Source organism: Bradyrhizobium sp. BR 10289, from assembly GCF_019455385.1.
Classification (GTDB): domain Bacteria; phylum Pseudomonadota; class Alphaproteobacteria; order Rhizobiales; family Xanthobacteraceae; genus Bradyrhizobium.
In genome coordinates this window covers 166,247-180,967 of record NZ_JACOFR010000016.1, presented here as the reverse complement: position 1 = coordinate 180,967, position 14,721 = coordinate 166,247, and the positions used below count along the sequence as shown (strand labels likewise).

Here is a 14,721-nt window from a genome sequence, read left to right as displayed (position 1 = left end):
GCGACGGCGTCACGTTCGAGCCGGGCTGGCCGGAGCGGCTGCTCGGCCTTGCGCCGCGCTTTGACGGCGGTGATGATGGCATCGTCTACATCCCCAAGGTCAACTGCTCGCATCGTCATGACACCATGAACCTGCTCGCCGAAGCGGGCGTCAGCGGCTGGCTGTGCATCATGGCAGCCCATGACGGCCGCGACGGCATCCTCGGCTTCGATACCGTGGACGGCGGTTCACTCAGCTACTGGCCCGAAGTGTCACTGTTTCGGATGGCCTTTGACGCCATCGGCAACGCGATCAGGCGGGCCCGGCTCGAAGGCGAGAAGGAGCGCCTCCAGGCCAGCCTGCAACATGCCCGTCGCATGGAGACGATCGGCACCTTCGCCAGCGGCATCGCGCACAATTTCAACAACATCGTCGGTGCCATTCTCGGCTATGCCGAGATGGCCGATGCGCGGGTGCCGTCGGGCAGCCGGCCGGCCGCGAGCCTTGCCGAGATTCGCCGGGCCGGCGAGCGGGCGCGCGAGCTGGTCGAGCAGATTCTCAGCTTCGGGCGCCGTGGCGAGGGCAGGCGGGAGCGCGTCTGCCTCAAGACCCTGATCGACGAAACCAAATCGCTGCTGGCGGCATCGTTGCCCTCCCATGTCAAGTTCGAGGTCAGCAAGGCGGCGGAAATGGCGGTCGTGACGGGCGAGCCGGCCCAGTTGCAGCAGGTCATCCTCAACCTCTGCAACAATGCGGCGCAGGCGATGAAGCAGCCGGGCTGCATCGCGCTCGGCATCGAGACGCATGAGCTCTCGAGGCCGCGGCCGGTCGGGCGCAGCGAGGTCGGTCCCGGCCGCTTCACGGTCATTTCGGTTTCCGACCCCGGGCCCGGCATGGACGAGGCGACACTGGAGCAGATCTTCGAGCCGTTCTTCACCACCCGCCCGGACGGCAGCGGCCTCGGCCTCGCAACCGTGCGCGAGATCGTCGAGCAGCATGGCGGCGCCATCGCTGTGCAGAGCAGGCCGGGCGCCGGCACGCGCTTCGATGTCTGGCTGCCGTCGGGCGATCCCGAGGAGCCGCAGCCGGCTCAACACGATCCGGCGCTGCGCGGCGCCGGCGAAACCGTGCTCGTGATCGACACCGACCGCCGCCGCCTGTTGCGCTATGAGGAGATCCTCGCGGCGCTGGGTTATGAGCCCGTCGGCTTCACCGAGCTGGCGGAGGCGATCGCCGCCTGCCGCGCCGCGAACGCCCGTTTCGATGCGGCGCTGGTGTGTCATCTGCCCGGAGGCTCCTCGCTCGAGCTCGCGGCGGCACTGCACGATGCCGTGCCTGATCTGCCGATCATCCTGGCGGCACCCTCGACGCGCGATCTGGCGATGCCTTCGCTCAAGATGTCAGGGATCACGGAGCTGGTGCATCATCCGCTGGAGTCGGCGGAGCTCGCCGGCGCGCTGGCGCGGAGCATTGTCGCCTCGGCGAGGAGCGGAGGATCGCGGCGGTCGGCCAGGGTTTCGTAAAACCAGGGCGTCTCGCGCCGGCACCGCAGGCGGTTTCAGCCGTAACGCGATAGCATCATCGGCGAAATGGCGAGGTAGCCGGCATCTCCTCATTCTCGCGAGCGCGTGTTCGCAATGTCACCGCGAGAGGAGATTCACGATGCCGATCAGACCCGCTTCGTCCATTGTCGCAGCTGCGTTGTTGTTCTGGCCGCTTTCAACCATCAGGGCAGAAGACAGGGCCGGCCCCCACACAGCGATCGTCCCGATCGCCGGTTCCGCTCCGAAGAGATACGCGGACTTGTTCCGGCAAGCGCCGATCGGACACCGGCAGCCGCGGCCCAGCGACATGTCCGAGCCGGTGCAGGCGTCGTCCGTCGACGCCGAACTGCGACGGCTCGATGTCGAGATCGATCGCAAGCTGATCATCTGCCGCGGCTGCTGATCGTGCGCGAAGACGGCGGGCTTGCGTGCCACGCCCGCCGTCTTCGTTCGGCTCTACGCTGCGTTCGAGGCCTTGGCGTTGACGCCCTTGCGCAGGGCCACGGTGTTCAGCTTGGTGTTTGCGGCCTTCTCTTCATTCAGGTTCGTCGTCAGGAAGCGCACGATCTCGTCGTGGCCGAGCTCCTCGGCCCAGGCGATCAGCGTCCCGTAGCGGCACAGCTCGTAGTGTTCGACGGCCTGCGCGTTCGCGACGATGGCGGCGTCGAGCACGGCCTTGTCCTCGATCTCGCCGGCGGTCTCGTCGGCTTCCTTGATGATGCCGTCGATGGCCGGGCACTGCGTCCCGCTCGGCTCCTTGCCGAGCTTGGCGAACACCTTCTCGAGCCGCTCGACCTGCTTGTTGGTCTCTTCGAGATGGTTCTTGAGCCCGGTCACGAGGTCGCGGTTGGTGGCCTTGTCGATCATCTTCGGCAGTGCTTTGAGGATCTGCTGCTCGGCGTAATAGATGTCCTGCAGACCGTGCATCAGCAGGTCTTCCATCGACTTGATGTCCTTGGTGAACAGTCCCATCTGCAATGTCTCCCTTTCGCAATGGCTGACTTTGGAACGCGGACAACCCTGCGTAGTTCCTGTTTCTGGACCGGACAGGGAGCAACGAAATGGCCGACGAACGCTTTGCCGCACTGCTGGGCCAGGCCGCAATGGACGTCTGGGGCGATATGCCGCGCGACATCCAGGAGGCGCTGTTCGAGACGGCGATGAAAGACCATGCCGGGGATCGGGAGGCGCTGGCGCGCTTGCTGCACGAGCGTCACCCGCGCACGGCCCATCCCGCCAAGCCCAGCTGACCCGCGGACGGACGGCGTTTCGGTGATGGATGCGTGCTACGAGTGCTGATCATGGAGCCGATGGAAGCCGAATCCGTCGCCGAGCTTCCTCGCGGAGCGCAATGGCAATACGAGCCGAAATGGGACGGATTCCGCTGCCTGCTCATGCGCGACGGCGACAGCATCAGGATGCAATCGAAAGGCGGGCGCGATCTCGTCAGGTATTTCCCGGAAGTCGCCTCCGCGGCGTCGGGTCTTTCCGCGAAGTCCTTTGTCCTCGACGGCGAGCTGATCATCCGGCGCGATGAGGGCGACGCATTCGACGCCTTGCTTCAGCGCATCCATCCCGCCGCCAGCAGGGTTAAGCGCCTTGCCGCCGAGACGCCGGCCCGCTTCATGGCTTTCGACCTGCTGCAATCGGCCGGGACGGATCTCGCGTCGCTGCCGCTCGCGAAGAGACGCCCGGCGCTCGAAAAATTCGCGCAGCGCTATTTCAAGACCAGCGACACGTTCGCGCTCTCGCCGGAAACCCGCAACCATGCCGAAGCGAGGGCGTGGCTCCAGCGTGTGGCGGACGGCCATGACGGCGTCATCGCGAAACGCCTGGACCTCGCCTATTGCAGCGGCACGCGAGAGGGGATGCAGAAGATCAAGCTGTTGCGATCGGCGGACTGCGTGGTCGGTGGGTTCAGATATGCCGAAAAGAAGCAGGGCAGACGCAAGGTGATCGGCTCGCTGCTGCTCGGTCTGTACGACGCATCAGGGCTGCTGCATCACGTCGGCTTCACCTCGGCGATCAAGGCATCGGACCGTCCCGGCCTGACCGACAAATTCGAGAAGATTGCCTGTGAGAGCAGCTTTACCGGCAAGGCGCCGGGCGGCCCGAGCCGGTGGTCGACGAAGCGATCTGCCGAGTGGCAGCCGGTGCGTCCCGTGCGCGTCGTCGAAGTCTGCTACGACCACGTGTCCGGCGACAGGTTTCGTCACGGCACGAAGATCCTGCGGTGGCGCCCGGACAAGAAGCCGTCCCAATGCCGGATGGACCAGCTTCGGCAAAAGCGGGCCGCGGGGCGAGCAAGTCCCGCAGGAACGTGACGGGTGGAGGAACGTTGAAAACGACGGATCTCGAGGGAGGAGGCGTCGCATGACCACGCCGACGGAAGACAGCATTCGCACCCGGGCGCATCAGCTCTGGGAATTGGCGGGCAGGCCGGAAGGGCGGGACGACGAGTTCTGGCGCGAAGCCGAGCGCGAACTCTCCGGCGGAGGCGCCGCGACCACCGAGGAATCCTCGAAGACCTTCACGGAATAGCGCTGCCCGGGGAACGAGCATCGCAAGACGGCGGAACCCGGCGCCGCCAAGCACCAGCCGGCCCACGCTGAAGAGGAGTCTGTCATGCTTACGAGATCAATGCTGGTCGGCGCCATTCTGGCTCTCAGCTCGACCATTGCCCTGGGCGGTCCCTGCAACACCGCCAGCAAGGATGCCGGTTCGGGCCCGGTCACGACCGGTCAGGCGAGCCAAACCACGGGTGCCGCTTCGTCAAGTGCCAACGAGCATCCCCCGACCTCGGCGATGAGCAAGGCGAGCGAGAACACGGCCACCTCGTCGCAGGACGCCCAGCGCCAGATGCAGAGCCAGCCGACGGCTGCCGAACAGTCCAAGGAGCAATCCAAGACGACGGCCGCGACCAGCGGCAACGACTGCTAGACCGGCGGAATTTCGCGGCGAAGGGCGAGATGCGGCTGATATTCGCGGCCTCTCGTGCTTCGCCGCCGACTGAATGCAAGGCGCGGGAGGCGCGAGCCAATGATCCACCATGTGTCGGTCGGCACCAACGATGTACGCCGAGCCCGCGCGTTCTACGATCCCTTGATGGCGTTGATCGGGTTTCGGGTGTTGAAATCTTCCGATCGCTCCGTTCACTACGGCGCGTCCGACATCGTCTTCAGTCTCGAAACGCCGGCGGACGGCCAGCCTGCCAGCGCGGGAAACGGCGTTCACGTCGCTTTCCAGGCGCCGGATCGGGAGACGGTGAGGCGTTTTCACGCGACCGCGCTGGCCCATGGCGGACATGACGAGGGAGCGCCGGGCATCCGCGAACAGTACAATGCCAATTACTACGGGGCCTTCGTGCGCGATCTCGATGGCAACAAGATCGAAGCCGTGACCTATACGGCGCGTGAGAGCTTTGGTCTGGACAGATGACCGACGCAAGATCGCCCGACACCGAGATCCGCAATGCGGTTCATCTCTGCATCGACATGCAGAACATCTTTGCGCCCGGAGGCCTCTGGCAGACGCCGTGGATGGAGCGGGTTCTGCCGACGATCGCGGCGATCGTGTCGGAGCATCAGGCCAGAACGATCTTCACGCGCTTCATCACGCCGCAGGAGCCGGAGGACCGTCCGGGTCAATGGCAGGCTTATTTTCGGCGCTGGCGGGAGGCAACCCGCAGCCGCCTTGCGCCGTCCGCCCTCGATCTCGTGCCGGCGCTCGCGCGCTATGTTCCTCCGGTTCGCATCATCGACAAGCCCGCCTATTCGGCGTTCAGCAATCCGGCTCTGGCAAGCCTGCTGAACGAGTTCGGGATCGGTACGGTGATCGTAACAGGCGCGGAAACCGATGTCTGCGTTCTCTCGACGGTCCTGAGTGCCGTCGATCTCGGCTTCAAGGTCGTCATCGTCGAGGACGCGCTCTGCAGTTCGTCCGATGTCGGCCACGACGCGCTGATGACGATGTACCGCACCCGCTTTCACGGCCAGGTCGATCTCGTGTCCGCGGCAGAGCTGGGCGAGTTGTGGCGGGAGTAGGCAGCGGAACCCCGTCGCCTCACGAGGAACCGCGCCGGATGTGCCGGGGTTGGTTGGATTGGATCAACCGATCGAGGAGCCGGCATGGCGGAAGTCGACGTTCGCAAGGGAATGCCGCCCGTCAGGCTGTCGCGTGAGGCGTTCGAGCGGCGCTACCGGAGCCGGTTCGTCGATCCCGCCTTTGCGCCGCTGCAACGCGAACTCGACGCCATCGTCGCTGCCGCCTGGGACGCCTACAGCCATTCGCGCAAAGCGCCCGTGACGCGCAAGGCAGGTGCGGGCTTCGCCGATCCGGATTACGACCTCGCCGTCGATTGGCTCGCCGCGCGCGCCTCCATCCTGGAGGCGCAGCGGCGGCACGACGACGCGGATGCGGCACCGCGCATCCTCATCATCAATGGCTCGGCGCGCAGCGAGCACACCTGTCCCGGCGAGATGTCCAAGACCTGGCGCCTGGTCAAGCTGGCCGAGCCCGTTTTCACGGAGATGGGCTATGCCGTCGACATCCTCGATCTCTCGCGCCTGACCTCGGAGTTCGGCAAGATCATTCATCCCTGCAAATCATGCGCCTCGACCGCGATGCCGCTCTGCCATTGGCCATGCAGCTGCTATCCGAACTATTCGCTGGGCCAGACGAACGACTGGATGAACGAGATCTACCCGCTCTGGGTCGCCGCCCACGGCATCCTGATCGTGACGCCGGTGAACTGGTATCACGTGCCGGGTGGCCTCAAGGCGATGATGGATCGTCTCGTCTGCGCCGACGGCGGCAATCCGGATCCGACATCGACGCACGGCAAGAAAGCGGATGAGGCCAAGGCCATCGAGCTGAACGGCTGGCCCTATCCGCGTCATCTCGCCGGCCGTCATTTCGGCCTCGTCGTTCACGGCGATGCGGTCGGTGCCGAGGGCGTGCGCCGGGCGTTGTCCGACTGGTTGACCGACATGCACCTGATCTCCGCGGGCCGCTTCGGCGAGCTCGACGGCTATGTCGGCTACATGGAGCCATATGCGACGTCGCATCGCGATCTGGACGAGGATCACGAGTTTCAGCAGGAGACGCTGAATGTGGCGCGTGCGCTCGGCAACGCCGTCCGGCTGGCGCGGAGCGGGCGGCTGGAGGAGGTCGGAACCGGTCTTGAAGATCCGAACCCGAAATGAACGGGCGAGGAACCAAGCGAGCCGCCCTGGCTTGACCGGATAATGTGGGAGGGGACGGGCAGCAAGCAGGAGAGACGAGATGCCGAAATCCGAAGACATGACCCGCTGCATCGAGCTGTGCCTGAGTTGTTACCGGACCTGCCTCGGGACGGCGATGAACCATTGCCTGGAGACCGGCGGCCAGCATGTCGAGCCGAAGCATTTCCGCCTGATGATGGCTTGCGCCGAGATGTGCCGGACCTCGGCGCATTTCATGCTGATCAATACCCCGCATCACCGGCACACCTGCGGCGAATGTGCCGAGATCTGCGCCGAATGCGCGCAGGATTGCGAGCGGATCGGGGGCATGGATGAGTGTGTCGCCATGTGCCGGTCCTGCGCTGAGTCCTGCCGCGCCATGGCGGCTTGAGGAATGGCCACGCGAAGGAGCCACAATGCTGGAAGAGAAACTCAAGGAAGCCATCGTCAGCGAGCTGAAGCGCCAGGCCGCCAATCGGCCGCAATTGCTGAAGGTCGAGGGCTCCTCCGAAGAGCTGGTCGTCAATGGAAAGGTCGACCTTGCCGATCTGGTGATGGTGATCGCCGGCTCCGTCGCCGGCGGGCCGTAGCGGGTCCGTCAAAGCAACGCCTTCAGTTTCAGCGCATCGGCGGGCGCGGCGCTCTTCTGGTCGTTGTCGAAATAGACATAGACGTCGCAGCCTTGCCGCTTCCAGGATGTGATCCGCTGCGCCCATTGCGCGAGGACCGCCGGCGAATAGTGACCGTGATAGCGGCCGCTCGGCCCGTGGCCGCGCACATAGACGAAGTCCGCGGTGCGCTTCCATGGCGCTGGGGCGTCGTGATGATCCGATAGGCAGAGCGCGATGTTTTCGTCGCGCAGCATCCGCAGGATGCGCGGTTGATACCAGCTCGGATGACGGAATTCGAAACTGTATCGACGTTTCGCCGACAGCAGCTTGAAGAAGGCCGCGAGCCTGTCCGCATTCGCCTCGAACTGAGGCGGCAGCTGGAACAGGATCGGTCCGGCCTTGCCGCCCAGCAGCGACATGCGATCCTCCAGCAATGCGAGGCTGTTGACGGAGCGGTCGGACAGACGCTTCCAGTGTGTGATGAATTTGGACGCTTTCCAGGCGAAGACGAAGCCGCGGTCGGTCTGCTCGCGCCAGCCCTTCACCGCGTCCGGCGTCGGTGTGCGATAGAACACGCCGTTGAGCTCGGTGGTCTCGAACTGCCCGGCGTAGTAGCGAAGCTGTTGCTTCAGCGGCAGGCCTTGCGGAAAGAACGGGCCTCGCCAGGAATCGTAGTGCCAGCCGGAGGTTCCGATCAGAACGCGCGCCATTTCAACTGCTGCCGATTGCGCGGCGGGAGAGCCGCCTCTGTCGGAAAGGAACGTCCGTGCGGGGGATACGTTGCTTCGGGACCCGGCCTTTCCACTCAGCAGGCTTGAAACATGTATGCGCTGTTCGAAGGCGACAAGCAGATCGGCGATCCCTTTCCGACCGAGAAGGAGGTGTGGGAGGCTGCATTGATCGAGGGACTGGTCACCGACGTTCCGGTGGCGGATGAGGAGGGCGGCCGGCTTCTCCCGGCCGGATATCACGTCGCGCGGGTGGACGAGACCTGCGAGCCCCGGCCTGAGTGGAAGCTGCCCCGCGAGATCTCGTGAACCAGCCCGCGCCTTCCGCAACTTTGCGGCGCCGGCCATTCAGCACAAAAATCTGGCGCAGCTTCTGTCCGCTTGACAGCGCTGCGCTGATGCCCCAGCGTGCTGCGCGTCCCCCTGCAATCCGGTTGATCGCGGTACCGCCTCGCTGACGCATGGCGCGGGCACCTCGATGCCGGTTGATTTGCGCTGCTGAACACGTGCGTTCGCAGGGCAAATCCCATATGCATGGCGACGGACCGCCGAATCGGGACGCGCTCGGCGCGCGTGCCATCGATGATTGTTGACGATTTGAGACGGATGAACGTGCGGCATTCCACAAAGACGCGGCCGACCAAGAAGGCGGCAGACAAGATCTCGCGCAACAGGATCGCGCCGAAGAAGAGCGCGCCAAGAAAGAGTTTGAGCAAGAGCTCGAGCAAGAGGACACGCAAGAGCGCAGCAGCGAAGGGCAAGGCGGTGCAACGCGCCGCGGTCGGCTCATCCTCGCCGCTCGGCTTGATGGCCCTTCATCTGCTCGAGCAATACAAGCAGTCCGGCCGCGCCGGCATCGTGTTCCTCGCCGAAAGCGAGAACAGGGCGGAGCGGCTCGGCAGCATTCTGCACGGGCTCGATCCCTCCTGCGAGGCGCTGGTGTTTCCGCGGCTCAACACCTTGCCGTTCGATCAGTTGGAACCCTCCCACGAAATCGCGGGCCGGCGGGCCTCCGTGCTGCGGCGCCTCGCCAAATCCAAAGATCCGATCTTTCTCATCTCCACCGCGGAAGCCGTGATGGAGCGCTTGCCGCTGCCGGCGAGCCTGCTCCGTCTCAACACCAGCCTGAAGGTCGGCGGCACGTTTGCGGAAACCGAGCTTCGGTCACGTCTCGAAGCGCTCGGTTACGATCTGGAGGACGAGCCGGATTATCCGGGCGGCGCCCTGTTCCACGGCCAGACCTTCGAGATATTCCCTGCGGGCGCGCTCGGCCCGTTCCGGATCGAGCATTCGAGACGCACCATCAGCCGGATCGTGGCGTTCGATCCCAGAGAGCACAACGTCATTTTCGAGACCAAGGAGCTGCTTGTCGATCCCATGTCGGAGCGGCTCGCCATCGCCGGCCGCGGCAAGCGCGCCACGCTGTTCGACTATTGCGGCCGCGCCAAATGGATCGCGGACGCCGGCGTTCCGCCGCACGCCGACGGCTGGCTCAATACGATCGAGGACGCGGCCCCGCGCGCGGACAGGGAGCGCGAATATCTCGGACGCAGCGACTGGAAACAGGCGACGCGGGGCATGAAGGTGCTGCCGCGGACGGCGCCGTTCCAGCCGACGCCCGAATTCTCCAAGCTGACAGCGTCGCGCAAGGCCTTGCGCGCCTTCGTCGAAGAGACCCGGCGTGCCGACTCGCGCCTGATCTTCGTCGCGGCGCAGGAAGAGGATCTGCGCGCGATGGAGCGGATGAGTGGCGTGAGGGCGGAGCGCTGCGCCGATTGGGACGCGGCCATGGGCGCGCGCGACCGCGAGGTCGCGCTGCTCGCCGATCTCGACGCCGGCTTCGTCATTCCTTCGCGCAAGGCCATCGTCGTGCTGACCGCCTCCGACGTGCTCGGCAGCAGGGCCCATCATCCGCAGCCGATGGCGCGCAGCTGGATCGCGGCGTTCGATCATCCCGACGTGCCGGATCAGGGCACGGTGGTGGTTCATCTCCAGCGCGGTCTTGCGGTGCTCGACGGCCTGCAGACCTTGAACACCGGCGGCGGCGCGATGCGCGAGATGGTCAGGCTGGTGTTTGCGGGAAGCGATGCGGCGCTGGTGCCGCCGTCCGATCTCGGCATGATGTGGCCCTATTCGACCGAGCGCGGCAAGCTCGCCCTCGACAAGGCCGACGGCAGCACCTGGTGGTCGCGCCGCACCTCGGCCGAGCAGGAGATCCAGCTCGCCGGCAAGGCGCTCGCCAAACACATCAGTCAACGCCGGCGGCGCAAGGCGGACAGGCTGGTGCCGCCGGGCTCGGCCTACGAGAAATTCGTGGCGCGCTTTCCCTACTTCACCACGGTCGATCAGGCCAAGGCGATCAATGACGTGCTGGACGATCTCGCATCCGGCCATCCGATGGACCGGGTGATCTGCGGCGACGTCGGCTTCGGCAAGACCGAGGTGGCGTTGCGCGCCGCGGCCGCCGTAGCGCTCTCGGGCAAGCAGGTGGCGGTCGCGGTGCCGACGACGGTGCTGGCACGGCAGCATGTCGCAACCTTCCAGAAACGTTTTGCCCCGTTCGACGTCGAGGTCGGCAATCTGTCGCGGGCGACGTCGGGCGCGGAGCTGCGCCAGACCAAGGAAGCCCTGCGCAGCGGCCGGATGAAGATCGTGGTCGGCACGCAGGCGCTTTCTTCGAAGGACGTGAGATTCGACGATCTCGGCCTCGTCATCATCGACGAGGAGCAGCATTTTGGCGCGGCGGAGAAGGCAAAACTCTCCGGCCTCGCCAAGAATGTTCATACGCTGTGGATGAGCGCCACGCCGATCCCGCGCACGCTCGCCGCGGGCCTTGCCGGCTTCCGCGATCTTAGCGTCATCGCCTCGCCGCCGGTGCACCGGCTTCCGGTCGCGACCAAAATCGCGCCGCTGTCGGATACCGCGATCGCCTCGGCCTTGCTGCGGGAGCAGCGGCGCCACGGCCAGAGTTTTCTGATCTGTCCGCGCATCCAGGATCTGGAGCCGATGCTCGCCCGCGTGCAGGCGGTGGCGCCGGATCTGCGCATCGTCTGTCTCCACGGCAAATTGCCGGCCGACGAGATCGACGACCGCATGATGAGCTTCGTCGAGGGCGAGGCCGATGTTCTGCTCGCGACCAACATCGTCGAGAGCGGCCTCGACATCCCGCGCGCCAACACCATCGTGGTGTGCTGGCCCGAACGGTTCGGTCTTGCCCAGCTGCACCAGCTCCGCGGGCGCGTCGGTCGCGGCGGCATCCGCGCCTTCGCCTATCTCCTGACCGAGACCGGCTCGGAGCAGTCCGAGAAGCGGCTCGCCGTGCTCGAGGAGTTCAGCCGGCCGGGCGCAGGCTTTGCCATCAGCGAGCGCGACCTCGATTTGCGCGGTGCCGGCGATCTGTTCTCCGAACAGCAATCCGGTCACGTCCAGGTGTTCGGGCCGGTGCTCTACAGCCACCTCCTGAAGATGGCCTCGGAGAAGGACGGACGGGTCGAGCTGTGGGTGCCCGATCTCAATCTGCCGATCGCCGACATGCTGCCCGAAACCTATGTGCAGTCCGAGCCGGTGCGGCTCGAGCTCTATGCCCGCGCCGCACGGTGCAGCAGCGAGGACGAGCTCGACGATCTCGAGGAGGAAACCTCGCGCCGCTTCGGGCCGCTGCCGGAGGTTGCCCGCGACTTCTTTCATGCCGCAAGGCTGCGACTCGCGTGCAAGCAGCGAGGTATCATCCGCCTCGACGTCGGCGCGAGCGCGGTGGCTGCGACGTTCCTGCCGGGCCGCCTGCGCAAATCCCGCGGCAAATCGCTGCAACGCGACGGCGACCGCGTCGTCTATCACAGCCCGATGCGCGATGCCCCGTTCGACCGGGTCGAGGAATTGTTCGAGCTGCTCGACGAGGCGTGAGGGCGCGGCCTACGGCTGGGGCGTGTACTCATAAACGTCGGCTTACCAACGCAAAGCGGAGGTCTTCCACCTTCAGCCTGATCGGCGGCTTGTGACCCTTTGCGGACACCTGAACGTCAAACCGCATGGCCTTCGGACTAGCGTGTCCACGGCAGCTTACCACCCAGTGCCACCCAGACCATACAGAGCCCTGCAACAAGGCCAAGGACGAAGGTAAGCACCAGTGCGCTGTACGTAATTGGCTCCAAATCATAGTTCACGAGGTACGACGCCCCTTCGCGTCTATAATAGTACTTACGGACCTGGCCTTTTTCCCACCACAACTGTAACTGCATCCCCGCCGAGAACGTGAAGAATAAACCCACAAATCCAAGGGCGATCCTGTTCCACATGACACACTTTCTTCAATGGCGCGGCCATTCAACGAAATCATAGCCGGCACACGATTTGACAAAGGAGCGACGAATGGGCCGCAACGGTACGCACACTAAACGCTCACTGGGCGGCAACATGCGACGCTGGCATTCATCCTTAGTGTAGAGTTGCGCGGATGCGTCAGCCTTAGCGGACCGCGCGGTCCCCTTCGGCTGGGTTAGAGGTTGGTCCTAATTCGGTGCTCTCCGAGCGTTCCGGATAACATTGTCGACTCGGCTGACCCAGGCCGTCTCCGCACAAGCCGGATCGCTTCGACGTAGGGGATTGACCCACGATGCCGCTCCAGATCAAAGCAAAGCGCATCCACTGCCGCCTTGTCGAAATCGATTTCGGCTGGGTCCAACTGCAAGTCAGTCCCGACCACCAGAATCGTCTTCGTACCATTCGCATTGATGACGTATTCGACATCGACGCACAGCGCGTTCTGGTCCGTTATCATATGAACCTCATGACTAAGGCGGTGGGTAACCTCCTCATATCAGGACGCACTGGCGATGTCGCCTATTGGCCCGAGGCCGACTACCTCCGCGCATTTCCAAACGTCTGCTCCTGGCTGCGGACCGGAAGCAGCTCACATCTACCAAGACCGCCGATTTTGACCCAATGCAGAAGTCACTGAACCAGTCATTGCCCGCAATCGTCCGTCGACACTTCACGCGCTTGTGTCCCTAGCTAGTCGCCATCCTCATTGAATTACGATCGTAATTTTATATTATGACCATAATGGCATTGAGCTGGGCCGCTGTTGGGCGGCGGCCGGGTGCCGCCAAACAGCTCCTGGCGAGGATTTCCATGGACGACGACACGACCACTGCCTCATCACTACAAACCGCAGATCTCAGCTCGCTTGGGCTCGCAATCGCTGCAACAGCGGTTCGCAACGGCGACATCACCTCCGAGGGCTACACCACGGCCCTTTTACAGCGCGCCCGAGCGCTTGCCGAACTGAACGCCTTCATCACCATCGACGAGGCGGAGGTGATGGCGGCCGCCAGGGCCGCAGACAAGTTGCGTGCAGCCGGATCGACGGCCCCGCTGCTTGGCATGCCGCTTGGGGTGAAGGACAGTTATTTGACGAAAGGGCTACCCACTAGTCTGGGAATCGAAAGTCTGGCTCATTTTGTGCCGCGCGAAGATGCCGACGCTGTCCGGGCCATTAAGGAGGCGGGCGCATTGATCTTCGGCAAGAACAACCTTGTCGAGATGTCTTACGGCTTGACCGGTCACAACGCACGTTATGGTCAGGTGAAGAATCCGCACGCGCGGGATCACATGTCAGGGGGCTCCTCTAGCGGCTCCGCCGCAGCGGTGGCCGCCGGCCTCGTTCCGGCGTCGTTGGGCGGTGACACCGTTGGGTCAATCCGGGTGCCCGCATCGTTCTGTGGTGTCGTGGGATTCAAGCCAACGACCGGACGTTGGCCGCGCGATGGCGTTGCTCCGATCTCCCATACGCTCGATACGACGGGCGCATTCGCGCGAAGCGTCGAGGACTGCATTTTGCTCGATCAGGTCATGACGGGTGAACAAGCGGTCGTCCAGCCGTCCAACGGCGGCAACGGCCTGAAGGGAGCGAGGCTGGCCTTCGCGCCGCGACAGTTCCTGGATCTGGTGGACCCGGAAATCGAGACCCGCTTCCGAGAGGTGGTGCGGCGGCTGCAGGATGCTGGCGCCGAGATCGTTGAAGTAGACCTTGGCGACGATTTCAATGCCCTCGTCAAAACCGCGACGTGGGGCATCTTCGCTTATGAGACGATGGGCGCAATCTCGGAATTTCTTCGCCGCCAGGACATTCCGACCACCTTCGAGGCCATTTACGAGGGCCTTAAGCCCCAACTTCGGCAGGCGTGGGGGCATATTGTACTTCCAGGTGGCGCAGGCGCTACCTCGGCAGAAGCCTATCACATGGCGCTCGATGTGAGCCGGCCGGAAATCCAGCGTCGGCTCAACAGGGCGTTCGTCTCTCATGGGGCGCTGGTCATTCTGCAACCGACCACGCCCTGCACAGCGCCTTTGGTCGAGGAGCAGACGACTGTCCATATTGCGGGGCAGGAAGTTAGCTACCTAGCTTTGGCAAACCACACCGTGTCGGCGAGCAGCGTGGGGTTGCCGGGTATCAGTCTTCCCGTCGGCCTTTCTCGCGCCGGACTGCCAATTGGCCTGGAGCTTGATGCTTCGCTAGGTAGCGACCGGACGCTGCTGGCCCTTGCACGCAAGATCGAAGGCGTTTTTGGTACCGGGCCAATCGCGACCTAGCGCCATGATCCATAGCGGATGCCGGGTATTGGTGGAGTTGCGAGAA

General features: G+C 64.5%; 17 protein-coding genes. 14 read left to right on the top strand and 3 right to left on the bottom strand.

The genetic code is table 11. The features are described 5' to 3' along the window. A partial coding sequence (locus tag HYH08_RS24690; protein WP_249782288.1) for an ATP-binding protein occupies positions 1-1,502 on the top strand: 1,502 nt, incomplete at its 5' end. Between the two features lie 117 nt (positions 1,503-1,619). Here HYH08_RS24690 and HYH08_RS24685 read toward each other — a convergent pair. Beyond that, positions 1,620-1,958 (bottom strand): hypothetical protein, encoded by a 339-nt coding sequence (locus tag HYH08_RS24685; protein ID WP_220012426.1) that lies wholly within the window; start codon positions 1,956-1,958, stop codon positions 1,620-1,622. 21 nt (positions 1,959-1,979) lie between these two features. Then, complete coding sequence (locus HYH08_RS24680; RefSeq protein WP_220012425.1) at positions 1,980-2,495, bottom strand: YciE/YciF ferroxidase family protein; 516 nt, start codon at positions 2,493-2,495, stop codon at positions 1,980-1,982. An 89-nt stretch (positions 2,496-2,584) separates the two neighbouring features. On the opposite strand from HYH08_RS24680, the gene HYH08_RS24675 reads away from it, so the two are divergent. The 9 genes from HYH08_RS24675 to HYH08_RS24635 all read left to right on the top strand — a co-directional run bounded on the left by HYH08_RS24675 (position 2,585) and on the right by HYH08_RS24635 (position 7,335). Beyond that, positions 2,585-2,773 (top strand): hypothetical protein, encoded by a 189-nt coding sequence (locus HYH08_RS24675; RefSeq protein WP_220012424.1) that lies wholly within the window; start codon positions 2,585-2,587, stop codon positions 2,771-2,773. Positions 2,774-2,833: 60 nt separating this feature from the next. Beyond that, on the top strand, positions 2,834-3,847 hold the full coding sequence (locus HYH08_RS24670) for an ATP-dependent DNA ligase (RefSeq protein WP_220012437.1): 1,014 nt from the start codon (positions 2,834-2,836) through the stop codon (positions 3,845-3,847). A gap of 49 nt (positions 3,848-3,896) precedes the next feature. Next, entirely contained in the window at positions 3,897-4,064 is a 168-nt protein-coding gene (locus HYH08_RS24665) for a DUF2934 domain-containing protein (protein WP_220012423.1), read from the top strand. Between the two features lie 84 nt (positions 4,065-4,148). Then, positions 4,149-4,463, top strand: coding sequence for a hypothetical protein (locus tag HYH08_RS24660; RefSeq protein WP_220012422.1), 315 nt, complete (start codon positions 4,149-4,151; stop codon positions 4,461-4,463). 111 nt (positions 4,464-4,574) lie between these two features. Further along, positions 4,575-4,961: a VOC family protein gene (locus HYH08_RS24655; protein WP_349631460.1), complete on the top strand. Its 387-nt coding sequence runs from the start codon at positions 4,575-4,577 to the stop codon at positions 4,959-4,961. Continuing rightward, entirely contained in the window at positions 4,958-5,566 is a 609-nt protein-coding gene (locus HYH08_RS24650) for a cysteine hydrolase family protein (protein WP_220012420.1), read from the top strand. Before HYH08_RS24655 ends, HYH08_RS24650 begins: the two co-directional genes overlap by 4 nt. A gap of 84 nt (positions 5,567-5,650) precedes the next feature. Then, the gene (locus tag HYH08_RS24645) at positions 5,651-6,727 is read left to right on the top strand and encodes a flavodoxin family protein (RefSeq protein WP_220012419.1); all 1,077 of its coding nucleotides are present in this window, start codon (positions 5,651-5,653) and stop codon (positions 6,725-6,727) included. A 79-nt stretch (positions 6,728-6,806) separates the two neighbouring features. Then, positions 6,807-7,136: a four-helix bundle copper-binding protein gene (locus tag HYH08_RS24640; protein ID WP_220012418.1), complete on the top strand. Its 330-nt coding sequence runs from the start codon at positions 6,807-6,809 to the stop codon at positions 7,134-7,136. Positions 7,137-7,161: 25 nt separating this feature from the next. Then, entirely contained in the window at positions 7,162-7,335 is a 174-nt protein-coding gene (locus HYH08_RS24635; RefSeq protein ID WP_220012417.1) for a hypothetical protein, read from the top strand. Between the two features lie 8 nt (positions 7,336-7,343). Here the strand turns inward: HYH08_RS24635 and HYH08_RS24630 are convergent, their stop codons facing one another. Further along, positions 7,344-8,066, bottom strand: coding sequence for a DUF72 domain-containing protein (locus HYH08_RS24630; protein WP_220012416.1), 723 nt, complete (start codon positions 8,064-8,066; stop codon positions 7,344-7,346). A 111-nt stretch (positions 8,067-8,177) separates the two neighbouring features. Between HYH08_RS24630 and HYH08_RS24625 the strand changes: the two genes are divergently transcribed. The 4 genes from HYH08_RS24625 (at position 8,178) to HYH08_RS24610 (ending at position 14,675) form a co-directional block, all read left to right on the top strand. Further along, on the top strand, positions 8,178-8,393 hold the full coding sequence (locus HYH08_RS24625; RefSeq protein ID WP_220012415.1) for a hypothetical protein: 216 nt from the start codon (positions 8,178-8,180) through the stop codon (positions 8,391-8,393). Between the two features lie 495 nt (positions 8,394-8,888). Beyond that, a complete protein-coding gene (locus HYH08_RS24620; protein ID WP_220012436.1) occupies positions 8,889-11,987 on the top strand; it encodes a DEAD/DEAH box helicase in 3,099 nt (1,032 codons plus the stop codon). A 709-nt stretch (positions 11,988-12,696) separates the two neighbouring features. Then, entirely contained in the window at positions 12,697-13,041 is a 345-nt protein-coding gene (locus tag HYH08_RS24615; RefSeq protein WP_220012414.1) for a hypothetical protein, read from the top strand. Between the two features lie 173 nt (positions 13,042-13,214). Further along, complete coding sequence (locus tag HYH08_RS24610) at positions 13,215-14,675, top strand: amidase family protein (RefSeq protein ID WP_220012413.1); 1,461 nt, start codon at positions 13,215-13,217, stop codon at positions 14,673-14,675. Positions 14,676-14,721 lie beyond the last annotated feature (46 nt).

Bases quoted from the DNA above. Each gene is read 5' to 3' on its own strand.
- HYH08_RS24680 (WP_220012425.1), bottom strand. From the start codon at position 2,495: ATGGGACTGTTCACCAAGGACATCAAGTCGATGGAAGACCTGCTGATG.
- HYH08_RS24675 (WP_220012424.1), top strand. From the start codon at position 2,585: ATGGCCGACGAACGCTTTGCCGCACTGCTGGGCCAGGCCGCAATGGAC.
- HYH08_RS24670 (WP_220012437.1), top strand. From the start codon at position 2,834: ATGGAAGCCGAATCCGTCGCCGAGCTTCCTCGCGGAGCGCAATGGCAA.
- HYH08_RS24665 (WP_220012423.1), top strand. From the start codon at position 3,897: ATGACCACGCCGACGGAAGACAGCATTCGCACCCGGGCGCATCAGCTC.
- HYH08_RS24660 (WP_220012422.1), top strand. From the start codon at position 4,149: ATGCTTACGAGATCAATGCTGGTCGGCGCCATTCTGGCTCTCAGCTCG.
- HYH08_RS24650 (WP_220012420.1), top strand. From the start codon at position 4,958: ATGACCGACGCAAGATCGCCCGACACCGAGATCCGCAATGCGGTTCAT.
- HYH08_RS24645 (WP_220012419.1), top strand. From the start codon at position 5,651: ATGGCGGAAGTCGACGTTCGCAAGGGAATGCCGCCCGTCAGGCTGTCG.
- HYH08_RS24640 (WP_220012418.1), top strand. From the start codon at position 6,807: ATGCCGAAATCCGAAGACATGACCCGCTGCATCGAGCTGTGCCTGAGT.
- HYH08_RS24635 (WP_220012417.1), top strand. From the start codon at position 7,162: ATGCTGGAAGAGAAACTCAAGGAAGCCATCGTCAGCGAGCTGAAGCGC.
- HYH08_RS24630 (WP_220012416.1), bottom strand. From the start codon at position 8,066: ATGGCGCGCGTTCTGATCGGAACCTCCGGCTGGCACTACGATTCCTGG.
- HYH08_RS24625 (WP_220012415.1), top strand. From the start codon at position 8,178: ATGTATGCGCTGTTCGAAGGCGACAAGCAGATCGGCGATCCCTTTCCG.
- HYH08_RS24615 (WP_220012414.1), top strand. From the start codon at position 12,697: ATGCCGCTCCAGATCAAAGCAAAGCGCATCCACTGCCGCCTTGTCGAA.
- HYH08_RS24610 (WP_220012413.1), top strand. From the start codon at position 13,215: ATGGACGACGACACGACCACTGCCTCATCACTACAAACCGCAGATCTC.